The organism is Rhizobium sp. C1 (assembly GCF_021026335.1).
In the GTDB taxonomy this organism is placed as follows: domain Bacteria; phylum Pseudomonadota; class Alphaproteobacteria; order Rhizobiales; family Rhizobiaceae; genus Ensifer_A.
Genome location: NZ_JAJNCY010000005.1, coordinates 262552 through 283499 on the forward strand (window position 1 = coordinate 262552; position 20948 = coordinate 283499).

20 protein-coding genes and 1 pseudogene are annotated in these 20948 nt (G+C 61.2%); 11 read left to right on the forward strand and 10 right to left on the reverse strand.

Features of this window, described 5'->3' with window-relative positions:
• Positions 1–255: 255 nt before the first annotated feature.
• Complete coding sequence (locus tag LQK83_RS13225) at positions 256–1569, reverse strand: ABC transporter substrate-binding protein (protein ID WP_230837869.1); 1314 nt, start codon at positions 1567–1569, stop codon at positions 256–258.
• A 254-nt stretch (positions 1570–1823) separates the two neighbouring features.
• Here LQK83_RS13225 and LQK83_RS13230 point away from each other — a divergent pair, with 254 nt between their 5' ends.
• From LQK83_RS13230 to LQK83_RS13240, 3 genes and pseudogenes are all read left to right on the forward strand, one after another.
• Positions 1824–2090 (forward strand): type II toxin-antitoxin system Phd/YefM family antitoxin, encoded by a 267-nt coding sequence (locus LQK83_RS13230; protein ID WP_230837870.1) that lies wholly within the window; start codon positions 1824–1826, stop codon positions 2088–2090.
• Entirely contained in the window at positions 2087–2509 is a 423-nt protein-coding gene (locus tag LQK83_RS13235) for a type II toxin-antitoxin system VapC family toxin (protein WP_230837871.1), read from the forward strand. The genes LQK83_RS13230 and LQK83_RS13235 overlap by 4 nt, the downstream gene beginning before the upstream one ends.
• 41 nt (positions 2510–2550) lie before the next feature.
• Positions 2551–2752, forward strand: a pseudogene (locus LQK83_RS13240) (type II toxin-antitoxin system VapB family antitoxin).
• Between the two features lie 135 nt (positions 2753–2887).
• Here LQK83_RS13240 and LQK83_RS13245 read toward each other — a convergent pair.
• The 6 genes from LQK83_RS13245 to LQK83_RS13270 all read right to left on the reverse strand — a co-directional run bounded on the left by LQK83_RS13245 (position 2888) and on the right by LQK83_RS13270 (position 9260).
• Entirely contained in the window at positions 2888–3841 is a 954-nt protein-coding gene (locus LQK83_RS13245; RefSeq protein WP_230837938.1) for a sugar-binding transcriptional regulator, read from the reverse strand.
• 87 nt (positions 3842–3928) lie between these two features.
• Entirely contained in the window at positions 3929–5215 is a 1287-nt protein-coding gene (gene repC / locus LQK83_RS13250; RefSeq protein WP_230837872.1) for a plasmid replication protein RepC, read from the reverse strand.
• A gap of 324 nt (positions 5216–5539) precedes the next feature.
• Positions 5540–6610: a plasmid partitioning protein RepB gene (gene repB, locus LQK83_RS13255; RefSeq protein WP_230837873.1), complete on the reverse strand. Its 1071-nt coding sequence runs from the start codon at positions 6608–6610 to the stop codon at positions 5540–5542.
• Positions 6611–6636: 26 nt separating this feature from the next.
• Positions 6637–7881 (reverse strand): plasmid partitioning protein RepA, encoded by a 1245-nt coding sequence (gene repA, locus LQK83_RS13260; RefSeq protein WP_230837874.1) that lies wholly within the window; start codon positions 7879–7881, stop codon positions 6637–6639.
• A 267-nt stretch (positions 7882–8148) separates the two neighbouring features.
• Complete coding sequence (locus LQK83_RS13265; protein ID WP_230837875.1) at positions 8149–8850, reverse strand: RES family NAD+ phosphorylase; 702 nt, start codon at positions 8848–8850, stop codon at positions 8149–8151.
• Positions 8847–9260, reverse strand: a complete 414-nt coding sequence (locus tag LQK83_RS13270; RefSeq protein ID WP_230837876.1) for an MbcA/ParS/Xre antitoxin family protein — start codon at positions 9258–9260, stop codon at positions 8847–8849. The genes LQK83_RS13265 and LQK83_RS13270 overlap by 4 nt, the downstream gene beginning before the upstream one ends.
• 171 nt (positions 9261–9431) lie before the next feature.
• Between LQK83_RS13270 and LQK83_RS13275 the strand changes: the two genes are divergently transcribed.
• Entirely contained in the window at positions 9432–10856 is a 1425-nt protein-coding gene (locus tag LQK83_RS13275; RefSeq protein ID WP_230837877.1) for a phosphomannomutase, read from the forward strand.
• 55 nt (positions 10857–10911) lie between these two features.
• Here LQK83_RS13275 and aroQ read toward each other — a convergent pair whose 3' ends face one another.
• Together aroQ and LQK83_RS13285 are read right to left on the reverse strand one after the other, a co-directional pair.
• Positions 10912–11373: a type II 3-dehydroquinate dehydratase gene (gene aroQ / locus LQK83_RS13280; RefSeq protein ID WP_230837878.1), complete on the reverse strand. Its 462-nt coding sequence runs from the start codon at positions 11371–11373 to the stop codon at positions 10912–10914.
• A gap of 99 nt (positions 11374–11472) precedes the next feature.
• Complete coding sequence (locus tag LQK83_RS13285; protein WP_230837879.1) at positions 11473–12558, reverse strand: MBL fold metallo-hydrolase; 1086 nt, start codon at positions 12556–12558, stop codon at positions 11473–11475.
• A gap of 249 nt (positions 12559–12807) precedes the next feature.
• Here LQK83_RS13285 and LQK83_RS13290 point away from each other — a divergent pair, with 249 nt between their 5' ends.
• The 3 genes from LQK83_RS13290 (at position 12808) to LQK83_RS13300 (ending at position 16570) form a co-directional block, all read left to right on the forward strand.
• Positions 12808–13860, forward strand: coding sequence for an enoyl-CoA hydratase/isomerase family protein (locus LQK83_RS13290; protein ID WP_230837880.1), 1053 nt, complete (start codon positions 12808–12810; stop codon positions 13858–13860).
• An 11-nt stretch (positions 13861–13871) separates the two neighbouring features.
• Complete coding sequence (gene mmsB, locus LQK83_RS13295) at positions 13872–14750, forward strand: 3-hydroxyisobutyrate dehydrogenase (protein ID WP_230837939.1); 879 nt, start codon at positions 13872–13874, stop codon at positions 14748–14750.
• A gap of 515 nt (positions 14751–15265) precedes the next feature.
• On the forward strand, positions 15266–16570 hold the full coding sequence (locus LQK83_RS13300; protein WP_230837881.1) for a pilus assembly protein TadG-related protein: 1305 nt from the start codon (positions 15266–15268) through the stop codon (positions 16568–16570).
• 79 nt (positions 16571–16649) lie between these two features.
• Here the strand turns inward: LQK83_RS13300 and LQK83_RS13305 are convergent, their stop codons facing one another.
• Positions 16650–16889, reverse strand: a complete 240-nt coding sequence (locus tag LQK83_RS13305) for a hypothetical protein (RefSeq protein ID WP_230837882.1) — start codon at positions 16887–16889, stop codon at positions 16650–16652.
• A 272-nt stretch (positions 16890–17161) separates the two neighbouring features.
• Between LQK83_RS13305 and LQK83_RS13310 the strand changes: the two genes are divergently transcribed.
• The 4 genes from LQK83_RS13310 (at position 17162) to LQK83_RS13325 (ending at position 20903) form a co-directional block, all read left to right on the forward strand.
• On the forward strand, positions 17162–18175 hold the full coding sequence (locus LQK83_RS13310) for an ABC transporter substrate-binding protein (protein ID WP_230837883.1): 1014 nt from the start codon (positions 17162–17164) through the stop codon (positions 18173–18175).
• Positions 18176–18264: 89 nt separating this feature from the next.
• Complete coding sequence (locus LQK83_RS13315) at positions 18265–19086, forward strand: ABC transporter ATP-binding protein (protein WP_230837884.1); 822 nt, start codon at positions 18265–18267, stop codon at positions 19084–19086.
• 17 nt (positions 19087–19103) lie between these two features.
• A complete protein-coding gene (locus LQK83_RS13320) occupies positions 19104–19982 on the forward strand; it encodes an ABC transporter permease (RefSeq protein WP_230837885.1) in 879 nt (292 codons plus the stop codon).
• A 171-nt stretch (positions 19983–20153) separates the two neighbouring features.
• On the forward strand, positions 20154–20903 hold the full coding sequence (locus LQK83_RS13325; protein WP_230837886.1) for an SDR family oxidoreductase: 750 nt from the start codon (positions 20154–20156) through the stop codon (positions 20901–20903).
• Positions 20904–20948 lie beyond the last annotated feature (45 nt).

The window sequence follows — 20948 nt, forward strand, 5'->3', positions numbered from 1 at the left end:
GGGCGTCCAGATTTTTGAAAGTTATCTTCGCAGTTCGGGAGCCGCGGGTGTCGCCTCCCCCTCATCTGCCTGACGGCATCTTCTCCCCAAGGGGAGAAGAGGACGAGCCGCAGCGGCACTGGCCCCTCTCCCCCTTGTGGGGAGAGGTCCGCCGAGCGAAGCGGAGGCGGGGTGAGGGGTTCTCCCTCGCCAACATCAAGTCTGCCCGGACCGCCGCCCCGCAAGGCGGCGGCCCCGTTGCGTCAGGAGGAAGCCTTACTTGATGTAGCCGCCCTTTTTCATTTCGCGCTCGGTCGCGGTCTGGGCAGCCTTGAGTGCTGCATCGACCGTTTCCTTGCCGGCAAGGGCTGCCGAGAACTGCTGGCCGACCGCCGTGCCGATGCCCTGGAATTCAGGGATTGCGACGAACTGCACGCCGACATAAGGCACCGGCTTCACAGTCGGCTTTGTCGGATCGGCGGCGTTGATCGAGTCCAGCGTCATCTTGGCGAAGGGCGCTGCCTTCTGATAGTCGGCATTGGCATAGAGAGACTTGCGGGTGCCCGGAGGCACGTTGGCCCAGCCTTCCTTGGAAGCAACCAGCTCGGTGTAATGCTTGCCGGTTGCCCAGGAGACGAACTTCTCAGCCGCATCGATCTTCTTGGAGCCAGCGGGGATCGCCAGGTTCCAGGCCCAGAGCCAGTTGGCGCGCTTGCCGAGACCGTTGTCAGGAGCGAGCGCATAGCCGACTTTGTCGGCAACCTTCGAAGCCTTCGGATCGGAGACGAAGGAGGCAGCAACCGTTGCGTCGATCCACATGCCGCACTTGCCCTGCTGGAAGAGCGCGAGGTTTTCGTTGAAGCCGTTGGACGAAGCGCCATCCGGGCCTGCGTCCTTCATGAGCTTGACGTAGAAATCGAGCGTCTTCTTCCATTCCGGCTGATCAAATTGCGGGGTCCACTTTTCGTCGAACCAGCGGGCGCCGAAGGAGTTGGACATGGCGGTCAGGAAGGCCATGTTCTCGCCCCAGCCGGCCTTGCCGCGCAGGCACACACCGTTGATGCCTTCCTTGCGGTCGGTCATCTTGCGGGCAGCATCCGCAATGAAGTCCCAAGTCGGCGCATCAGGCATTTTCAGCCCGGCCTTTTCCATCAGGTCCTTGCGGTACATGACCATCGAGCTTTCGCCGTAGAACGGCGCGGCATAGAGCTTGCCATCGGCGCTGATGCCGTTGCGGATCGCCGGCAGCAGGTCGTCGACATCATAGTCGGCGCCGAGCTTGTCGAGCGCGACGAGCCAGCCGTTCTTGGCCCAGATCGGAACTTCATAGGTGCCGATGGTCAGGATGTCGTACTGGCCGCCCTTGGTGGCGATGTCCGTCGTCACCTTCTGGCGCAGCACGTTTTCCTCCAGCGTCACCCAGTTCAGCTTGATGTCCGGATTGGCCTTGGTGAAGTCGTCGGTCAGCTTCTGCATGCGGACCATGTCGCCATTGTTCACGGTGGCGATCGTCAGCGTCGTTTCGGCATTGGCGATGCCGGCCATTGCGAGCGCAGAAACAGCGCCCAGCAGCCATGCTTGAAATCTCATTGTTTCCTCCCAGAAGCAAAATGAGCAAATGCTATGCTCATGGGCAAATAATCGATTTAAAGGGAATTTTGTCAACGGCAAATCGTCGCTGCGCTGCACAAGAGGGGCTTAAGGGATTGTGAAGGCGGGGAAATTTTGGGTTCTCTCGACGTGTTCAAGCAGTCTCGCAAAAAGCCATACGAGCGACCCGACTTGAAAATCAAACGTGAAAGACGTAGATAGTCACAATAGTCATTATGGTCATGGATAACAAAATGAACTTCTATGCCAAGAGCCAAGAAAACTGGACCGTCGCAAGCGCGAAGGCGAAGCTTTCGGAAGTAATCGAGCGTGCCCAAACCGAGCCCCAGACGATTACGCGCAATGGAAAACCCAGCGTCGTCGTAGTTTCGGCGGAGGAATGGCAACGCAAGACGGCCCGCAAGGGAACGCTTGCAGAGTTCCTGATGGCCTCGCCGTTGCGAGGGGCTGATCTTGATCTGGAACGTGGTTCGGACGAAGCACGCGATCTTGATCTATGAGGGTTCTGCTCGACACGAATTTGCTTTCCGAGCCGACCCGCGCGCAACCGGAGGCGCGGGTCTTGCAATGGCTTTATGAACTCGATGAGGATCGAGCCTTCATAAGCGTCGTTTCAATTGCAGAAATCCGGCGGGGCGTGGCGCTTTTGGGTGCCGGCAGGCGTCAAGAAGCATTGTCCGATTGGCTGACGCATGACCTGCCTCAGCGCTTCACCGGGAGACTTCTTCACATCGATCAGAGGGTCGCGCTTGCCTGGGGCGACCTGATGGCGAATGCCAAGCGCGCGGGACGCGGGCTGTCAGTCATGGATGGTTTGTTGGCAGCAACAGCTGTTGCGCACGATCTCACACTCGCCACGCGCAACACAAAAGATTTTGCTGGTTTGGAGGTCAGGCTTATTGACCCATGGTTAGGGTAAGTCCGTCATTCACTGCCATCTGAAAAAACAGGAACGTTAAGATGCGGACGACGATCGATCTCGACGACGATATTTTGGATATGGCGCGTTCGCTGACAGGTGTGTCAGACTCGACCAGCTCTCGTACAGCTGGCACTGGAAACGCTCGTTCGCCTCGAATCCGGAAAGCGGCTGATCGCGCTCGGCGGAACGATGCCAGATGCCGGGAATTCACCGCGCCGAAGGCGCTCAAAAGCGCAATAGAAAAAGCTGCGAACAACTAGAGCAATTCCAGCGAAAGTGGAAACCGGCTTCGCGTTTGGAATTGCGTGAAAACAAAGTGATAGATCGTTTCAACGTTTCCATGAAAGGCTGAAACGATCTAGGTCGTCGCAGCCCTCACCCCGCCAGCAGCATCCGCGCCGCCTCTTCATCCGTAATCAGCCCGTTGATATGCCCGCCCTTCACAGCCGCCTTGATCGCCGCATGCTTGCGGACGCCGCGCGCCAGACCGATCACCGTGGAATTCTCGCGGCTCGGAATCGGCAGGCTCGCAACCCGCTGGTTGACGGGATGGTCGAGCAGCTTGCCGTCCGCCCCGAAGATCCAGCCACAGATCTCGCCCGCAGCCCCCGCCTTCAGGATACCCTCCATCTCGTCGGGCGTCAGAAAACCATCCAGCACCAGGGGTGCCTTCAGCGCCATTTCGCCGATCCCGATGAAGGTGACGTTAGAGCGCTCGGCGAGGCCGATGGCCGTTTCCATCAGCGGCTGGCGATGCATGAGGTCGCGCTCCTCCCGTGAGGAGACAATGACCGGCAGCGGCATCGGAAAATGCGGCGCCTTCACCGCGTCCGCCATGGAGAAGATGACGTTGAAATAGGCCGCCGACCCGTCCGGGCTGATATTGCCGGTGAGCGACACGATCTTGTGCTGCGGGCATTCCATCGGCGGCAGCTGATCGATGACGGCGCGCAGCGTTCGCCCGGTTCCCATGGCGATCACCAGAGGGTCAGCCTGCTTCAACCAGCGTTCCAGTTCGGCCGCGCCAGCCTCCGCCACGCCAACCGGCAGGCCATCCGCACCCGGGTCTGTGGGCACGATCTCGACGCGTTTCAGACCAAAGCGATCTTTCAGCGCCTCTGCAAGCTCCATGCAGGCGGCAATCGGATGGTCGAGGCGAACCTTGATCAGCTTTTCGGCGACTGACAGCGAAATGAGACGCTGTGCGCTCTGGCGCGAAATGCTCATGATGGCGGCGATTTCGTCCTGCGTGCGGCCCGCCACGTAATAGAGCCAGCCCGCCCGCGCCGCATCATCCAGCCGCGAATTGCTCTCGCTTCGTCTTGCCATCATTCTCCGCCCGTTCTGCGCTGCAAGCTGCCAAGTTTCGTAAGTGCTGTCAAACGACCGGTGATACGAGGTCCATGGAAAGCCTCGTCAGACGGAGCCTGGGTGATCTCGGCCCTCCCGCTGGCGTTCCAGGGCCCGCATCATGGCCAGACCCGCAAATCTGCCGGTTCCGGTTTTCCGCGCCAGCGCCCGGAGATAGCTTCCCGGCGAACGGATATGCTCCGCCCGTTCCAGCATGGCCGCAATCGCAATCGCCGCCTGGGCTTCTCCCATGACCGCAGAAGCCGCATTCCAGGCTGTTGGCGAGATCTTCAGCATAGTCCGTACCAGTGCGACCGCACCGAGGAAATCGCTCCAGTTGCGGATGCCGTTGCGGCTGTAATCGGCAATCTGCGGGCAAGCGTTCAGAATCCGGGGAAGAGACACGGTCTCCTGGCCTGACGTCTCCGTTTGTGTCCTGTGCTCAGCTCTTGCCTGCCCTGTGTCTTCAGTATCTTTAGCCGCATAAACATCTTCCTTCCTCTCCAAAGCAGATTCATGAGTCTGATCTGATTCAGGATTCTGTATGTGGTGCTCAAATTGATGCACACAGGCGCTCATTTCGTTGCTTGAAACACATGATGAAAGCGCCTCGAGATAGGTCTTTTCGACATCCGCGCGCAGCCGGAGAAGCCTGTTTCTGCGTTCCGTCAGGTCAGCCAGGCAGGCATGGCGGGCAACACGGCCCGAAAGCGCCTGAAGTCGCGCTTCAAATCCTTCCCAATCACCCGCCCGCTTCTCGTTGAGTGCTGCCTGCAGGAGCTTGGCGATGTCGCGCAGATGCAGCGTCACCTCGCTGCGCAGCGCCTGCCGCCCCCGTTCTTCGGCGCGGACCGTCTCGGCCTCTGCTGCGATGGTTTCGGCCGTTAGCGCCAGTGGGGCGAGATCGAAGCCGAACATGTCCTGAGGTGCGCCATTGGCATCGCGTCGGCAGTAACGTTTGCCGTTTGGACTGTCGCGACGGAAAATAAGGCCGGCGGCGACAAGGGCTGCGAGATGTCGGCGGATCGTTGCTGGTGACATGCCGCGCGTGCGTAGCGACAATTGCTGATTGGACGGGAAGACAATCAGCGGCTTCGAGCCGTCGAGCTGACGTTCGGGATGAAAGCTCAGCAAAGCTTCGAGAACGGCAATCGACCGGTCGGACAGGTCGTATGCAGCTTTTGCTTCCGTCAGATCGCGCAGGATCCGCCACTTGTCAGCGCTGGCGGCAGTGGTCGATGAGGCCTCTACCCGGCGCCGTGTCTGTTCCTTAAATACCTGATTACGCCGCAGAATTTGGCGCGCATCAATACTGCCGCCGCCAAATGGCGTCGTTGCAATTCCCTCATTCATGGTCGCCCTCTTCCTTCAAGAGGCAAGATGGCGCCCTTAACGGCACTTTCTTTCGGGCATACTCCACCGCCGCGCATTTTCAGTGCACGTGAGGTCTATTTCTAACCTATTGAAAATAGGCATATTTCATCATCTCTGCGCAAAAAGCTTTGCGCAGACTCTTGACTTTGCCCGTTGGAAGTGATTCTCTTGAACTGCTAGATAGAAGAGGGCTTCCGGGATGGTGACGTTTCGGGGGCCTTTTTTCTTGCTCGCTTTGCTCCTGTTGCTCGTTTCAGAAGGCCGGGAGCGGGCTTATCAAGCCGCTTCCCCCAGCCGTGATTCCTATTTTTCCGCCTTCGCCTCTTGCTGATGGACGTTCCACGCCTCCTCGATCAGCGACGTGACAGTGGCGAGAAATGCGTCGGGGACCGGCGCGGTAAATTCGATTCGCGGCTTCCCGCCGCCTGCATAGACCTTGCCGAAAGCCTTGCCGTCGCGGCCCGACAGCGGCTCGCCACGGTCCGGCTTGGGCTTCTGCTTGCGGGACAGACGGTCGAACAGCATCTGAAAGCGCCGATTCGTTTCGGCCGCACGGAAACGCTGTGAGCCGGCTTCGTCGCTGGCGATCTCCTCGGCCGCCGGGCGGGCGGTGAAAATCGCGCCGAGCGCCATCCAGCGCTCGCGGCCCACCTTGGGAGCCGGTCCGATATCGCGGGCGATGTGGAGCGGAATACTGTCGGCGACCTGAAGCAGCCGCGACACCTCGCTCTTCTGCACACCGAGCGCATCTTCCACAACCTTGCGGACGAAACCACGCTGGACGAGCGCCTGAGCGAAGAAGGCGCGCTCGATAAAGGTGAGGTCGCGCCGTTCGGCATTTTCCTTGCCCTGCGCCAGCACCAGTTCGTCATCCGTTAGCGGGCGAACGATCGCCTTGACCTTGCGGTTGAGACTGCGCACGGCGGCCAGTCGCCGATGGCCGTAAGCCGTCTGGAAATGGCCGAGCTTGTCGGGGTGCGGGCGCACCAGGATCGGCACCTGCTGCCCGCTCTCGCGAATGCTGTCGACCAGGCCCATGAACTCGCCATCCGTCTCGCCGCGGGCGAAGCGGTCCTCGACGAAGGAGGAAGACACGAGCGCACAATCGAGTTCGACGATACGTTCGCCCTCTTCGAAGGCCTGACGGAGATTGCGGGCTTCCTCCGCCTCGCGGGCGAGCGAGCCGAGTGAAAGCCCCATGGCGCGCACGGCACCCGAAGCGGCGCGCTGCGGCTCGCCGGGACGGGGCGAGGCGACGGCAGGGCCTGCTTCCGGTGGCGTCGGTTCGGCGGATTTGACTTCAGGCGCAACAGGCCCGCCCGGTCTCCCGGTGAACAAGGCCTTCAATTCGTCGCGTCGCTTGCCGCTGGACATCGGTGTCTTCACTTCATCTCAACTCGTCAGGCACGGCCCCAGGCCGCATGGATCAATTGTTCGATTTCGGCATTCACCGCATTCAGGCTTTCCAGCGCCCGGTCATAGGTCGAGCGGGTGAAATTCTCGCGTCCGACCTCATAAAGCGTCTGCTTGGTAAGACCGGCATCCGAAATGGCTGTCGACTTCACCATCGGCGCGGTCAGGACGCGGTCGCCGAAGAGCGAACGCATGAAGCCGGCGATCTGCGTCTGCGGCCCGTCATTCGGCTCGTATCGGGTGACGAGATAGCGCAGAAAGTCGAAATTCAGCGTACCGCCCGCCTCGCGCACGACGGAAAGCAGGTCAGATGTCATAAACAGGAACTGGCTCATCGAGGCGACATCGAGCATCTGTGGATGTACGGTCACGATCACCGAGGTCGAGGCGCAAAGGGCGGAAAGCGTCAGGTAGCCGAGCTGCGGCGGGCAATCGAGGACCACCACGTCATACTCGTCCGCGACCGTCTGCAGCGCTTCCTGCACACGGGCAAAGAACAAGGCCTGCGAATGTTCGCCGGCTTTGCGATTGGCCAGGACCTGCGGCGTGACATGCTCGAATTCCTGAAGCTCCAGATTACCCGGCACAAGATCCAGCCCGGCAAAATAGGTCTTGCGGATAACCTCTCTCAGGGGGCGTCGCTCGGCGTCATAGCGGATCGCGCCGAAAAGCGTGTCATTGCCGTTCAGATCCAGCTCCGGCTGATATCCGAAAAGGGCCGAAAGCGAGGCCTGTGGGTCGAGGTCGATCGCCAGCACCCGGTGACCGGTCATCGCGAGATATTGCGCCAGATGCACAGCCGACGTCGTCTTGCCCGAGCCGCCCTTGAAGTTGGTGACCGAAATGACCTGCAGATGCTCGCCCCGTTCGGGGTCGCGCCATTTCAGATAGCTGCGCGCCTTCTGCGCATTGCCCTTTGCCAGGGCCTGTTCGGCCAGATGCTGGCGCAGCGCATGGATGTCGGCAAGGGAATAGAGGCGCCGGCCCGCTACGCCGGTCGAGGGCTGAGGTCCCTCGCCCGCCAGCGACAATTGTCTCAGATAGCCGTCCGAAACGCCGATTATCCTGGCGGCTTCGCCGGAGGTGAAGCCGCGCAGCACCTTCTGGGCTGCCGGCGGGAACAGCCGTTCGCGCATCGCCTTCAGCTGATCGGAAAGCGCAGCGGCGTCCGCGGCGATGGTCTCATCGGCGGGGGGAAGCGATCGTGTTCTTGCGGTCGCGGGGTTCGTCACGCGTCATCTGCCTTGTTGCGCGCGAGGCTCACTGACGCTTCATAAAAGCGATACGAAGGTGCCTTACCTTTTACATCGCCAGTCGTCAGTTACGCTTCAACGCGGATTATATTCAACTTGGCGTAAAAGTGAGATGAAAGGCGAGTCGCGTCAAGCTTTAATTGCGCGCGCTTTCCCTTTGTTGTGACTCATGATTTGGCCCGGATCGGCCGCCGTCGAAAGCTCCGGCGCGCGATGCGTTGACAGCTGTCAACAGCCGCCGCGGATTCAGCCGCGCTCGATCCTGAAAACCACGTCGCGATCCTGCTCGCATACATAGTCGATCGCCTGCCCGTTCCAGTGCAGATCATAGATTCGGCCGTGAACGGGATTGGCGGCGAGATCGGGATAGAAGAGCGCCACGCATTCGCCGCCCGGCCAGCGCGTGCTGGGATAGACGATCCCGTGCGCGCCCGACGCATGCAGGGGTTCGGCGACCCCTTGCGCGCTTGCATAGTTCTCGCTGTGCAGCCAGGCCGAAAACTCGGGGTCACGGATATCATGCAGGTCGGCGCTGACGGAAAGGATGATTTCCTGGCAGGACGAGACCCAGCCGGCCCCCTCGCCCGTTGCCCTGAGAAAGCGCTCATGGTGATGAATGGTCTGCATGAGAGCAGCTTCCAGCGAATTGGCGGCATAGAGCACGCCATAGCGGCCGGTCGAAAACCGGCTCGGCAGGTCGTAGCTGACATGGGTAAACGGACCCATGAGCACACCGGTCTCATCTTCGACGCGATGCGCTTCCGCCACCAGTTCGATATTGCCGACCGATTCCGAAAGCCGGGCGTCTGTCTTTCTCTCGGCGGAGGCCAAAAGCGCCCAGTCGTCCGGACGCGCAATGTCGTCGAAAATGTTGACGCTGGACGTGGCCACGCGAATGAAGCGGCGCGCTTCCGGCCATTCGACGCGGGTGACGGACGGAAGCTTCACCAGCCGCCCCGCCCGGAATCGAGAAAGCGGCGAATGCGCATGATGTCTGTCAGTTCGCCGTTCAGCATGATGTCGAGCGCGGATTTGCCGCCGAAGACGGAATTGCTCTTCGAGATCCACTCATAGGTCCGTTCTGGATCGCGGAAGATCATGCGCAGAGCCTTGTGAATGCCCATGAGGTTTGAGAGCCGCGCCTTGCCGTCGCGCGACAGGCGCCCCATTTCGCCCGCCTTCCAGCGGCGATAGGTCCTCACCGGCATGTCGACAAGGATCGAGGACTGCTCGTCAGTCAGCGACCAGCTCTTGAAGAGCGCGACGGCGGCACGGAACATGGCTTCGCCTTCCTCGTCGGTGACCGGCGAGGCGACATATTCACGCGCAAGCGTTTCGAGCGGCTGCAAAGAGACCATGCATCATCCTTTGAGGAAGCGTCCTTTTTGCCGGAAAATAGGAGGTTGGATGCCATGTGGCAAGTGTGAACAGTCGCGATCCGAAAACCTGTCGCGGAACCGTGCGGTTTCGTTGACCGTTGGTGAACACGTGTTAAAAAGCGGCGCAGACTTTTGAAGGAGACTTCGGACATGAGCTTGAAATTCGGAACAAGTGGCCTCCGGGGCCTCTCGGTGGACCTGAAGGGCGAGCCGTCCTTCGTCTACGCCAGGGCCTTTGCGCTTTATCTGTTCAACTCAGGCCTCGCAAAGCAGGGCGACAAGGTGCTGGTGGCGCGCGATTTTCGCGACTCAAGCCCGGAAGTTGCCGCCAATTGCATGGGGGCGCTGAAGCAGGCCGGTCTCGAGCCCGTCGATTGCGGAACCATCCCGACCCCGGCGCTGGCCCATTTCGGTCTGAAGCTCAACGCAGCCTCGCTCATGATCACCGGTTCGCATATTCCGGCCGACCGCAACGGTATCAAATTCTATCGTCCGGACGGCGAGATCGGAAAGACGGATGAGGCGGCGATTGGCGCCGCGGCGGAGCTCGTGCGCGCCGACCGCGGGACGTTGAAATTCCTGCCCGGCGACGGTGAGGATCGCGGCGCGGAAGCCGCCGATCTGTTTCTCGCCCGCAACAAGGCGCTTTTGAAAGCAGGCGCGCTCAAGGGCTTGAAGATCGGCGTCTACCAGCATTCTACAGTCGCCCGCGACATGTTCGTGGACGTGATCACCCATTACGGCGCGGAGGTCACGCCGCTTGGCCGCTCCGAAACTTTCATTCCCGTGGATACGGAAGCCGTTTCGCCGGAAAGCATCAGGCTCATGCAGAACTGGGCGCGCGAGCACGGCCTGGATGCCATCGTTTCGGCTGATGGCGACGGCGACCGGCCCCTGGTGACGGATGAAACCGGGACACCGCTGCGCGGCGACCTGCTGGGCCTGATCGCCGCGCTCTTTCTCGGCGCGGATACGGTTGTCACGCCGGTTACATCCAATTCTGGCATCGAGACGGCGGGTGATTATCGCGTGGAGCGGACACGCGTCGGTTCGCCTTTCGTCATTGCCGGCATGGACGAGGCGCGGGCCGGCGGCGCGGCGGCCGTTGTCGGCTTCGAGGCCAATGGCGGCACCCTGACGGGCAGCGATTTTGTGGTGAACGGCACAACATTTACCGCTTTGCCGACGCGCGATTGTTTCCTACCGGTCCTGGCGGTCCTTTCCCGCGCGGCTGACCAGAAGGTTGCGCTGTCGAAGCTTGCGAAGGATTTTGCGCTTCCGGTGGCAGCGGCCGACCGGCTGGAGAATTTCGCCACCGAGCGCAGCGCGGCCCTGATGGCCTATCTGCGCGGCTCGGCGCAAAATCTCGACCGTTTCCTGACGCCGATCGGCGAGGCGGCCGAGACGAGCGATATCGATGGCTTGCGCGTGACGCTGAAGGACGGCCGGATCATCCATTTCCGCCCCTCCGGCAATGCCCCCGAAATGCGCTGTTATGTCGAGGCTAAAACGGAAGAGGCGGCGGCCGAGTTGCTGGAAGCCGGCCTGAACGAGATCCGGAATTTCAAGGCCTGAGCGATCGGCCGTCTTGGGCGGCCGTTGCAGTGTTTTGAGAGGTTTGAAGGCGGGCTTAGCGGCCCGCCTTTTCCTTTGACGCCGTGACTTTCTCCACCACGCTGCGCAGGCCCAGCTGATAGCCAAACGTGCCGCAGCCGGCGATCACGCCATCGGCGCGCAACGACACATAGGAATGATGGCGGAAGCTCTCGCGCTTGTGGACGTTGGAAATATGAACCTCCACGACGATGCCTTCGAAAGTATTCAGTGCGTCGAGAATTGCGACCGAGGTGTGGGTGAAAGCGGCGGGGTTGATGACGATGCCAACCGCCTTTTCGCGCGCCTCATGAATCCAGTTGATGATCTCATGTTCGGCATTGGACTGGTGGAAGCGGATATCATAGCCGAGGTCCCCGCCAAGACGACGGCAATCGGCTTCGACGTCGGCAAGCGTCTCATGTCCGTAGATGTGCGGCTGGCGCTTCCCAAGCAGGTTGAGGTTCGGGCCGTTGAGGACAAAGATCGTATCCGGCATGGTCAGTGCTCCTGGGCGCTGGAATTGGTTTTGAGACTGCTTAGCCGCTCGCGCGCGCATTTTCAAATCCATGCTGGCGCGGCTTCGAGTTGACAGCTGTCAACGCCCTGCCGGAACGACCCGGAGAATGCCGGCCGCATCCCTTTCCCAAACAAGATTTTCCCGGTGAATCAAAAGGTTCACATGGGCGTGCGTTTCGGAAAAGGCGAAGCTCATCTGGTGTGGATCGAGCGGGCGCGGGAAAAGCACCGGAACGAGATCGGCGACGGTCATCGGCTTTTCAGCCGTGGCTTTCAGGATCAGGCCGCAGCGCTCCTCGTGATGGGCGAGAATCTCGCCGATCCGGGTATGCAGGCCGTAGAAGGGCAGTTCATGGCCGGGAAGGACGAAGGTGTCCTCCGGCAGGGAGGCGGCGATGCTCGCCAGGCTGCGGGTATAGAGCCCCAGAGGGTCGCCGTCCGGCTCGACCGCCCAGACGCTGACATTGGGTGTGATGCGCGCCAACACCTGGTCGGCGGCAAGCAGCAGCCGTGCCGAGGCGTCGTAGAGCATGATCTGTTCCGGCGCGTGGCCGTCGCCCGAAAGAATGTCGAAGACCCGCGACCCGATCTTCAGCTTCTCGCCGGCCACGAGACGGAAGAAGGTCAACGGCAGGGGCGTGACCATGCGCAGATAGAAATTGCCCTGCGTGGAAACGGTCTCGGCGGTGGCCTCGCTCATGCCATGGGCCCGGTAGAAGGCGCGATAGGCGTCCGATCCGAGCGCGTTGGGGCTCAACGAGATATTGTTGCAGGCGAGAAATCCGGTCTGGCTGGTCAGCAGAGGAATGCCGAACTCGGAACAGAGCCAGCCGGCAAGCCCGATGTGATCGGGATGGTGATGCGTGACGATCAGGCGCGTCAGGCGCTTACCCTTCAGCGGGCCGGAGAGAAGCGTCTGCCAGGCCGCCTTCGTCTGTTCGTCGGCGATACCCGTATCGACCGCCGCATAGCCGTCTCCATCCTCGATGAGGAAGATATTGACGTGGTTGAGCCGGAACGGCAGCGCAAGGCGCGCCCAGAGAATGCCGGGGGCGATTTCCACGCATTGACCTGTCTCGGGTGGGGTGTCGAGAGGAAAGCTGATCGGGCGGGAGGCGCGGCCGGTCGCGGCCATGCTGTCTGCCGCGGGGAAAGACTTGGACACAGAAACTTCCTTGATGCGGTTTTCGACAACTGTGCCGCGACGGGATCGGTCGTGGCAAGCCCTAAGCCCCACTTATTATCCTAAAGATGACTTGCGGTCGTCGCTTTCCTGTTTCTATAGTTGGCTGTGCCGGGGAGGAGAGCCGGTGGTTCGAGGTTGCGTGGTCGGCTGGCCGCGCGCGCTTTTGATTTAAGGATCAAATGCTTGCGCGAGCGTTTGCGGAACCGGCGTGATGAGGATGACGCACAGATGCAAGATGTGACGACCAGGATAGAGGGACGGGCAGGTATTGTCACACTGACACGGCCCAAGGCACTCAACGCCCTGTCCCATCCGATGTCGATTGCCATAGAAGCCGCGTTGGATGCCTGGCGTGACGATCCGAACGTGGCGCTTGTCATCATGGAAGCCGAGGGCGAGAAGGCGTTTTGCGCCGGAGGCGACATTGCCAGTATCTACCATCAGGCCAAGGCCGGCGACCTGCAGCCGGCGCGCGACTTCTGGCGCGACGAATACCGGCTGAACGTCAAGATCGCCGAGTATCAAAAGCCCGTCGTCTCCTTCCTGCAAGGCTTCATCATGGGTGGCGGCGTCGGGCTCGGCTGCCATGGCAGTCACCGCATTGTCGGCGACACGTCGAAGGTTGCGATGCCGGAATGCGGGATCGGCCTCATTCCGGATGTCGGCGGCTCGCTGATCCTGGCGCGCGCACCGGGACGGGTCGGGGAATATTTGGGGCTCACCGGCGAGCGCCTGAACGCTGCCGATGCGATTTTCGCGGGGTTTGCCAATCTCTATATCCCCGAGACGGAATGGCCGGCGCTGAAGGCTGCGCTGATCGAAACAGGGGATGCGACACTGGCTGAGGCCGCCGGGCGGGCAGGTGCGGGCGCGACGCTTCCCGCGCTCCTGCCCATGCTGGAACGGACCTTGTCTGCCGGCACTATCGGTGGCATTCTGGAGCGGCTCGACGAGGAAGCCGGCAGGGACGCCGGGGAAGACAATCGCGAGGTGGCTCAGAAGGCGGCTGCAGCGATCCGCCGCGGTTCGCCGATTTCGCTGGCCGCGACGCTTGAAATCGTGCGGCGTGCGCGCGGATTTTCTTCGCTGCGCGAGGCGGTGGCGCTTGAATATCGCTTCACCTGGCGTTCGCATGAGTTTGGCGATTTTGTCGAGGGCATCCGCGCCCAATTGATCGACAAGGATCGAACACCGCACTGGAAGCATCGGGCGGCCGACGCCGCCCCGCCGGATTACGTCGCCATGATGCTATCGAGCCTCGGCGAAAACGAGATCGCATAACGGGAGGAAACATCATGAAGATCGGCTTTATCGGTCTCGGCAATATGGGCGCGCCGATGGCGCACAATCTGGCGAAGGCCGGCCATGAGGTCGCGGGCTTCGACCTCGCAGCGCCAACGCCCGAAGGGGTGACGAAGGCGGCGAGCGCCGAGGCGGCGGCAACGGGGGCGGATGTCGTCATCACCATGCTGCCGAACGGCGCGATCCTGCGCGCCGTAGCCGCCGAAATCGTGCCGGTCATGAAGAAAGGCGCGGTCTTTCTGGATTGCTCGACCGTCGATGTCGAAAGCGCCCGTGCGGTGGCTTCGCAAGCGGAAGCGGCGGGTCTGATGGCGGTCGACGCCCCGGTTTCCGGCGGTATCACCGGTGCCGCAGCCGGAACGCTGACCTTCATGGCGGGCGGACCGGATACGGCCTTCGAAATCGTCAGGCCGCTGCTTGATGTCATGGGTCAAAAGTCAGTGCATTGCGGCGCGGCGGGCGCGGGCCAGGCGGCGAAGATCTGCAACAACATGATCCTCGGCGCCACCATGGTAGCCACCTGCGAGGCCTTTGCGCTTGCCGACAAGCTTGGGCTGGACCGGACCAAGATGTTCGACGTTGTTTCAACCTCCTCGGGCTATTCCTGGTCGATGAATGCCTATTGCCCCGCCCCCGGCGTCGGGCCGAAATCTCCCGCCGACAACGGCTACAGGCCGGGCTTTGCCGCCGAACTCATGTTGAAGGATCTCAGGCTTTCCCAGGAAGCCGCGGCCGCTGTCGATGCCGATACGCCGATGGGCGCGCGCGCGACCGAACTCTATGCCAGCTTCGTTGAAGAGGAAGACGGGCGCGGCCGGGACTTTTCCGCGATGCTGCCGCGTTTCGAGAAGCGGAGCAGGGGGCGCTGAAGGCCGCCGCTCCCCGGGTTTGCCGAGGCCTTGCAAGTCCGCTGGCCTGCCGCTCGTTCTTTCGAGCCCTGGCTGCCGGAGTAGATCCGGGGAAAACCGGATCATCGGAAATACCCTATATCTTTGTTTTTTGCAGTCCGGACCCAAACCGCTCACGCGCTTTGCCGGACGTGCTCTGGACGGTGTCTTTCTTCAGACTGGAGTACAAAACGAGCGGTATCCAGATCGCTGGGCCATCACTAATAAAGCGGTTGTGCACCTTATAATTTATTTAGGCCTTATGCATTAATGAGTGCTGCAAAAAATCGCCGTTTCTTTGCAATTATCCGTTTATTTTCAGATTTAACTAACGTCTTCATGCGATTGTCCCCTTAAGAATTAAGGGGGAAACACTCATGATGCGCCCTCTGTCAAATGGCTACAATCAAGGTTCCAGAGCCAGAGGCTATCCATCTTTGAAACGCATGAGCCTAACAAAAGTCTTGAGAGATTTCTGCCTGGACAGGCGCGCCAGCATGCCGCTGATATTCGTCCTGTTGTTTGGCTGTTTGATGCTGGCAACCGGTGGCGCGCTCGACATCGCCAACATCATGCGGGTGCGCTCCAACATCCAGAACATGGCTGACAGCGCCGCTTTGGCCGGTGCCTCGCAATACCGGCTCGGCAATAGTGATACGAATGTCGTGAAGCAGGTCGCTCTTGCCTTTGCCGATTCGGCTCTTTCGACGGCCAAGGTGAACGGTGAGCCGCAGGTCACCGTGAATGAACAGGAGCGCTCCGTGACGGTCACAATCGCCGCGCGGGTGCATCTGCGTTTCATGCGGCTGGGTGGAGATTCGGGTGTCGGGGTCAACTCGCGCGCTGTGGCACGTGCAGGTAGTTCCAGTGTCATCTGCTTGCTGGCGCTCGGCAACGGATCGGCCAATCTCGGTGTGGATGACGGCCGCGTCACGGCGCCGAATTGCAACACGCATTCCAATTCCAAGGCGAGCGATGGCCTCGAGACTGCCGGTTTTGGTACAATGTCTGCAAAGGTCATCTGCACCAGCGGCGGTTTTGTCGGCTCGCCATCGGCCTTCAGTCCGATGCCTACAACAGATTGCCCGGTTGCGGCCGATCCGCTCGCTTCGCGTGCCGCGCCGAGCGAAACCAAATGTGACTTCACGAACTACAAGGTTCCGATCGGCCTTATCACGCTGCGTCCCGGCGTCTATTGTGGGGGGCTGATCATCGACAAGCCGACCCGTGTCCGCATGATGCACGGAACCTATATCATCAAGGACGGTCCGCTTGTTCTCGTGAACATGGCCTCTCTTACCATGGTCGACGCGGCGGTCTATCTGACGGGTAAGGATGCGGTCCTGTACACGGACTTTACGACCTCGCTCGACCTGAGCGCGCCGGTCTCCGGGCCGTTGGCCGGTATTCTTTTCTTTGAAGATCGTAATGCCCCTCCGGGCCGTGTTCACCAGATCGGCAGCCGTCTCGCGCCGAGATTGCTGGGCACCATCTATCTTCCGCGCGGCAAGCTTATCGTCGGCCAGTTGCCGACGGATGATATCATTCATTTTGATTGCAGGGCGCAGGCGGCGACCCACCACCACCCGCTGATACAGGTTTACCTGCCTCAGCTCCTGCCCCTCGTTCCCTGCCCTTTGCCGCAGATCCCCATCGGCCTACAATCGGCATGGACGCTGATCATCGCCCATCAGGTCGCCATCAACGCGGGCGTAAACCTGGTTCTCAACGCCAATTACGACAAGACCGCTGTGGCGCCGCCGCCGGAGGCCCTGGCCGAATCGACCATTCTCACGCACTGAGATGGCAGCGTTTGGACACTCTGTTCAGCAGCAATGAAAGTAAATTGGTAGAACACTTGTCTTTGGTGCGGCAACGCTTTTAACTTGAGCGGGTTGAGGAGCGGCCGGTTCTCGGCAGCAGCTTTTGTAAGAGGCATTCGTGGTGAACCCGGCACAGCGCGTGATTGCCGACGCGGAGCCGGCCGTCATCGTCGGACACGATGACGGTCCCGCTCAAGAGGTCATGGTGACGGATCGAGCCCCACAGCCCAACCTCGGCGTGTATTGCGATTTGCGGGCGGTCGAACAGGTCATCGAACACGGCATCGTTGAGCAACATGAGCCTGATACCCGCGGGGCAGTAGCGGCAGGAAATTCAGGTCCGACTTCGATCTCGTGGTCCGAAAGACAGTAAAATTCGGGTGTGAGTTCATGCTGAAGCGCGACTTGCCTATCTGTTAATCTGTCTTCGTTGCCGGCGGGTGGCAGGGATTGCTCTTTCGGTGGTTTTGAAAGCTGACTGAAAGCTTCGCCTGTTAAGAGATCTTTCATGCCGAGGAGAAGGCGGTCGCGAGGATCGTCTGGCATCACTTCAAAAGGGAGGATTTCAGGATGTTTCACGTCAAGGCCGTGCGCGCGATTGCGGGTTCCACGCTCACCGTTCTTTCGCTGCTTGCCGCCACGTCGCTGGCGAGCGCTGCCGACAAGATCACCATCATGGTGGGCGGCTATGAAAAGCAGATCTATCTGCCCGCCAAGCTTGCCGAATCTCTCGGCTACTTCAAGGACGAAGGTCTGGATGTCGAGCTGCTGAACGAAGCGGCCGGCGTCGATGCCGAAAACCAGCTTCTGGCCGGCGCGGTTCAGGGCGTGGTCGGGTTCTATGACCATTGCGTCGACCTGCAGGCCAAGGGCAAGTTCGTTGAGTCCGTCGTGCAGTTCAGCCAGGCACCGGGCGAAGTCGAGCTCGTTTCGAACAAGTATCCCGACATCAAGGGCTTTGCCGATCTGAAGGGCAAGAATCTCGGCGTGACCGGGCTTGGCTCCTCCACCAATTTCCTGACGCTCTTCATGGCTGCCAAGGCGGGCCTGAAGCCGGGAGACACGGTCTCCGTGCCGGTCGGTGCGGGCGGCACCTTCATCGCCGCCATGCAGCAGGACAAGATCCAGGCCGGGATGACCACCGAGCCGACGATCTCGCGTCTCCTGAAGACCAAAGAGGCGCGCGTTCTCGTCGACATGCGCACGGTGGAAGGTGCGCGTGCAGCGCTCGGCGGCACCTATCCGGCAGCTTCGCTCTATATGGAGACCAACTGGGTCAACAAGCACAAGGACGATGTGCAGAAGCTCGCCAATGCCTTCGTCAAGACCATGAAGTTCATCAACACGCATTCTGCTGCCGAAATCGCCGACAAGATGCCGAAGGATTTCTATGTCGGCGACAAGGACGGCTATATCGCAGCGCTTGAGGCCGGCAAGGGCATGTTCACGCCGGACGGCGTGATGCCGGAAGACGGTCCGAAGACGGTTCTCGCCGTGCTCTCCGCCTTCTCCAAGAACGTGCAGGGCAAGCAGATCGATCTTGCCAAGACCTACACGACCGAATTCGTGAAGGCCGCGAAGTAAGAGTTCTCCCATCCATACCCCTGCCTGAAAAGGCAGGGGTTGTCCCAACGCATTTCGCCTGCGCCGGACCGGCGCGGAAAGGATGACCCATGTCCGACAGACAGTCCGGCCCCCCGCCCGCCATCGAGCTGATCAACATCACCCGCCGCTTCGTTTCGCCGACCGGCAAGTCGCTCACCGCGATCCGCGATTTCAACATGACGGTGGAACGCGGCGAATTCGTCGCCGTCGTCGGGCCGACCGGCTGCGGCAAATCGACGACACTGAACCTCGTGACGGGGCTCGCCAAGCCGTCTGCCGGCGAAGTCCGGCTGATGGGCGGCCCGGTCAACGGCATCGACCCCCGCGTGGGCTTCGCGTTCCAGAAGGATGCGCTCTTCCCCTGGAAGAATGTCATCGAAAACGTCATGGCCGGGCCCCTCTTCCGCGGCCGCTCCAAGGCGGAAGCCGAGAAGATGGCCAAGGACTGGCTCGCCCGCGTTGGCCTCTCCAAGTTCCTGCATCACTATCCGCACCAGCTCTCGGGCGGCATGCGCAAGCGCGTGTCGCTGGCGCAGACCTTCATCAATGAGCCGGAAATCCTCTTGATGGACGAGCCCTTTTCGGCGCTCGACGTGCAGACACGAACGGTGATGCACGAAGAGCTTCTGAAGCTCTGGGCCGAGCGGCAGGCCTCCGTCGTCTTCGTGACGCATGATCTGGAAGAGGCCGTTGCGCTGGCCGACAAGGTCTATGTGCTCACCGCCGGCCCTGCGACCGTCAAATCCGTCTACACGATCGACCTGCCGCGCCCGCGCGTCGTTTCCGAAATCCGCTACGAACAGGGCTTCATCGATTACTGCAAGACGATCTGGGAAGATCTACGCCAGGAAGTCGAAACCAGCTACCGCCGCGCCGGCGAAGCCGCGTAAGAAGAAGGAATCTCCCCATGACCGACACAACCATGGACAGCGTCAACACGCTCTTTCGCCCCGGCACGTCCGACAAGGAAATCGAAGCGGCGGCCCTGAAGGCGATTGCCGCGCGCAAGCGCACCGTTCTCTTCTGGCAGGTCGCCATTCTGGTGGCGATCCTGGGGATTTGGGAAATCGGAGCCCGCACGGGCTTCATCGATCCCTTCTTCTATGCCAGCCCCTCCGCCATCGGCCAGCGCCTCTATGAGTGGGCGACCGAAGGCACGACGGAAGGTTCGCTCTGGTTCAACCTCGGCGTCACCATGGAAGAGGCGCTGATCGGCTTCTTTGCCGGCTCCATCGCCGGCATCGTGGTGGGTGTAGGCCTCGGCCAGAACAAGCTGCTCTCCGACATCCTCTCCGTCTATATCAAGGCGATCAACTCGATCCCGCGCGTGGTTCTTGCGCCGATCTTCATCATGATCATGGGTCTCGGCCTCGCATCCAAGGTGGCGCTCGCCTTCATCATGGTCTTCTTCGTCGTCTTCGCCAATGCCTTCCAGGGTGTCCGCGAGGCTGACCGCGACATGATTGCGAACGCCCGCATTCTCGGCGCATCCGACTGGAAGGTCACGCGCGAGGTGATCATCCCCTCCGCGATGAGCTGGATCTTCGCGAGCCTGCACGTGTCCTTCAGCTTCGCCATTATCGGCGCGATTGTCGGCGAATTTGTCGGCGCCCGCTACGGCATCGGCCAGCTGATCTCGATCGCCAAGGGTACGTTCGACGCCGCCGGCATGTTCGCCGCCATCGTGCTGGTGATGATCGTGACGCTGGTTGCCGAATACCTGATGACGCTAGTCGAGAACCGGCTGGCCAAATGGCGGCCGCAACAGAGCCTTGATACGCATTGAGCCTTCGGAAACAATGAGGACAATCTTGCGGGAGGCGCGGCCAGCGCCTCCCGTTTCTGTTCCTGACCGAGGCGAGCGGCATGCAGCTCGTATCGGCGCGCTGCAGGAATCGGGTGGCCCGCGCGCGCAGGAATTCCTACGCCACCGTCTCCAGACAGAAGGAGAATGGTCATGGGAATTTTGCAGAACAAGGTCGCCATCATAACCGGCGCGTCGTCGGGCATTGGCAGAGCTGCCGCCCTGCTCTTTGCCGCTGAAGGCGCGTGCGTGATCCTGAACGCGCGCGGCGCGGCGGCACTCGCCGAGGTGGCGGACTTGATCGCGGCACAGGGCGGCAAGGCCTTTGCCGTCGCCGGCGATGTTGGCACCGCCGAGACCCACCGGGTGCTGGTCGGCGAGGCGCAGAAGCGGTTCGGCGGTCTCGATATCGCGTTCAACAATGCGGGCACTGTCGGCGCGGCGAAGCCGGTTGGCGAACTCGATCCCGGCGACTGGGACCGGACCATCAGGGCCAACCTCACCTCCGCCTTTCTCGCCAGCCGACACCAGATCCCCGCCATGCTGGAACGCGGCGGCGGCGCAATCGTCTTCACTTCCAGCTTTGTCGGAACCAGCGTCGGTCTGCCGGGAATGGCCGCCTATGCCGCTGCAAAAGCGGGTCTGATGGGTCTCGTGAAAGGCATCGCGGCGGACTACGGCGCTCGCAACATCCGCGCGAATGCGCTTCTCCCCGGCGGCACCGATACCGGCATGGCGGGCGATCAGGCGCAGAAGGATTGGGCCGCTGGGCTGCACGCCATGAAACGCATCGCACAGCCGGAGGAAATCGCGCAGGCCGCGCTGTTTCTCGCAGGTCCCGCGTCAAGCTTCGTCACCGGCTCCGCGCTCTTTGCCGATGGGGGGAACGCGGCCGTGAAATGACGGCTTGACCAAAGCAGGGGCCGGTCCGCGGCCCCTGTTTCTTGA

What these genes read in the sequence shown, in the direction of transcription:
- LQK83_RS13225 (WP_230837869.1), bottom strand. Translation starts at nt 1,569, where the DNA reads ATGAGATTTCAAGCATGGCTGCTGGGCGCTGTTTCTGCGCTCGCAATG.
- LQK83_RS13230 (WP_230837870.1), top strand. Translation starts at nt 1,824, where the DNA reads ATGAACTTCTATGCCAAGAGCCAAGAAAACTGGACCGTCGCAAGCGCG.
- LQK83_RS13235 (WP_230837871.1), top strand. Translation starts at nt 2,087, where the DNA reads ATGAGGGTTCTGCTCGACACGAATTTGCTTTCCGAGCCGACCCGCGCG.
- LQK83_RS13245 (WP_230837938.1), bottom strand. Translation starts at nt 3,841, where the DNA reads ATGGCAAGACGAAGCGAGAGCAATTCGCGGCTGGATGATGCGGCGCGG.
- repC (WP_230837872.1), bottom strand. Translation starts at nt 5,215, where the DNA reads ATGAATGAGGGAATTGCAACGACGCCATTTGGCGGCGGCAGTATTGAT.
- repB (WP_230837873.1), bottom strand. Translation starts at nt 6,610, where the DNA reads ATGTCCAGCGGCAAGCGACGCGACGAATTGAAGGCCTTGTTCACCGGG.
- LQK83_RS13270 (WP_230837876.1), bottom strand. Translation starts at nt 9,260, where the DNA reads ATGGTCTCTTTGCAGCCGCTCGAAACGCTTGCGCGTGAATATGTCGCC.
- LQK83_RS13275 (WP_230837877.1), top strand. Translation starts at nt 9,432, where the DNA reads ATGAGCTTGAAATTCGGAACAAGTGGCCTCCGGGGCCTCTCGGTGGAC.
- aroQ (WP_230837878.1), bottom strand. Translation starts at nt 11,373, where the DNA reads ATGCCGGATACGATCTTTGTCCTCAACGGCCCGAACCTCAACCTGCTT.
- LQK83_RS13290 (WP_230837880.1), top strand. Translation starts at nt 12,808, where the DNA reads ATGCAAGATGTGACGACCAGGATAGAGGGACGGGCAGGTATTGTCACA.
- LQK83_RS13300 (WP_230837881.1), top strand. Translation starts at nt 15,266, where the DNA reads ATGCCGCTGATATTCGTCCTGTTGTTTGGCTGTTTGATGCTGGCAACC.
- LQK83_RS13305 (WP_230837882.1), bottom strand. Translation starts at nt 16,889, where the DNA reads ATGTTGCTCAACGATGCCGTGTTCGATGACCTGTTCGACCGCCCGCAA.
- LQK83_RS13310 (WP_230837883.1), top strand. Translation starts at nt 17,162, where the DNA reads ATGTTTCACGTCAAGGCCGTGCGCGCGATTGCGGGTTCCACGCTCACC.
- LQK83_RS13315 (WP_230837884.1), top strand. Translation starts at nt 18,265, where the DNA reads ATGTCCGACAGACAGTCCGGCCCCCCGCCCGCCATCGAGCTGATCAAC.
- LQK83_RS13320 (WP_230837885.1), top strand. Translation starts at nt 19,104, where the DNA reads ATGACCGACACAACCATGGACAGCGTCAACACGCTCTTTCGCCCCGGC.
- LQK83_RS13325 (WP_230837886.1), top strand. Translation starts at nt 20,154, where the DNA reads ATGGGAATTTTGCAGAACAAGGTCGCCATCATAACCGGCGCGTCGTCG.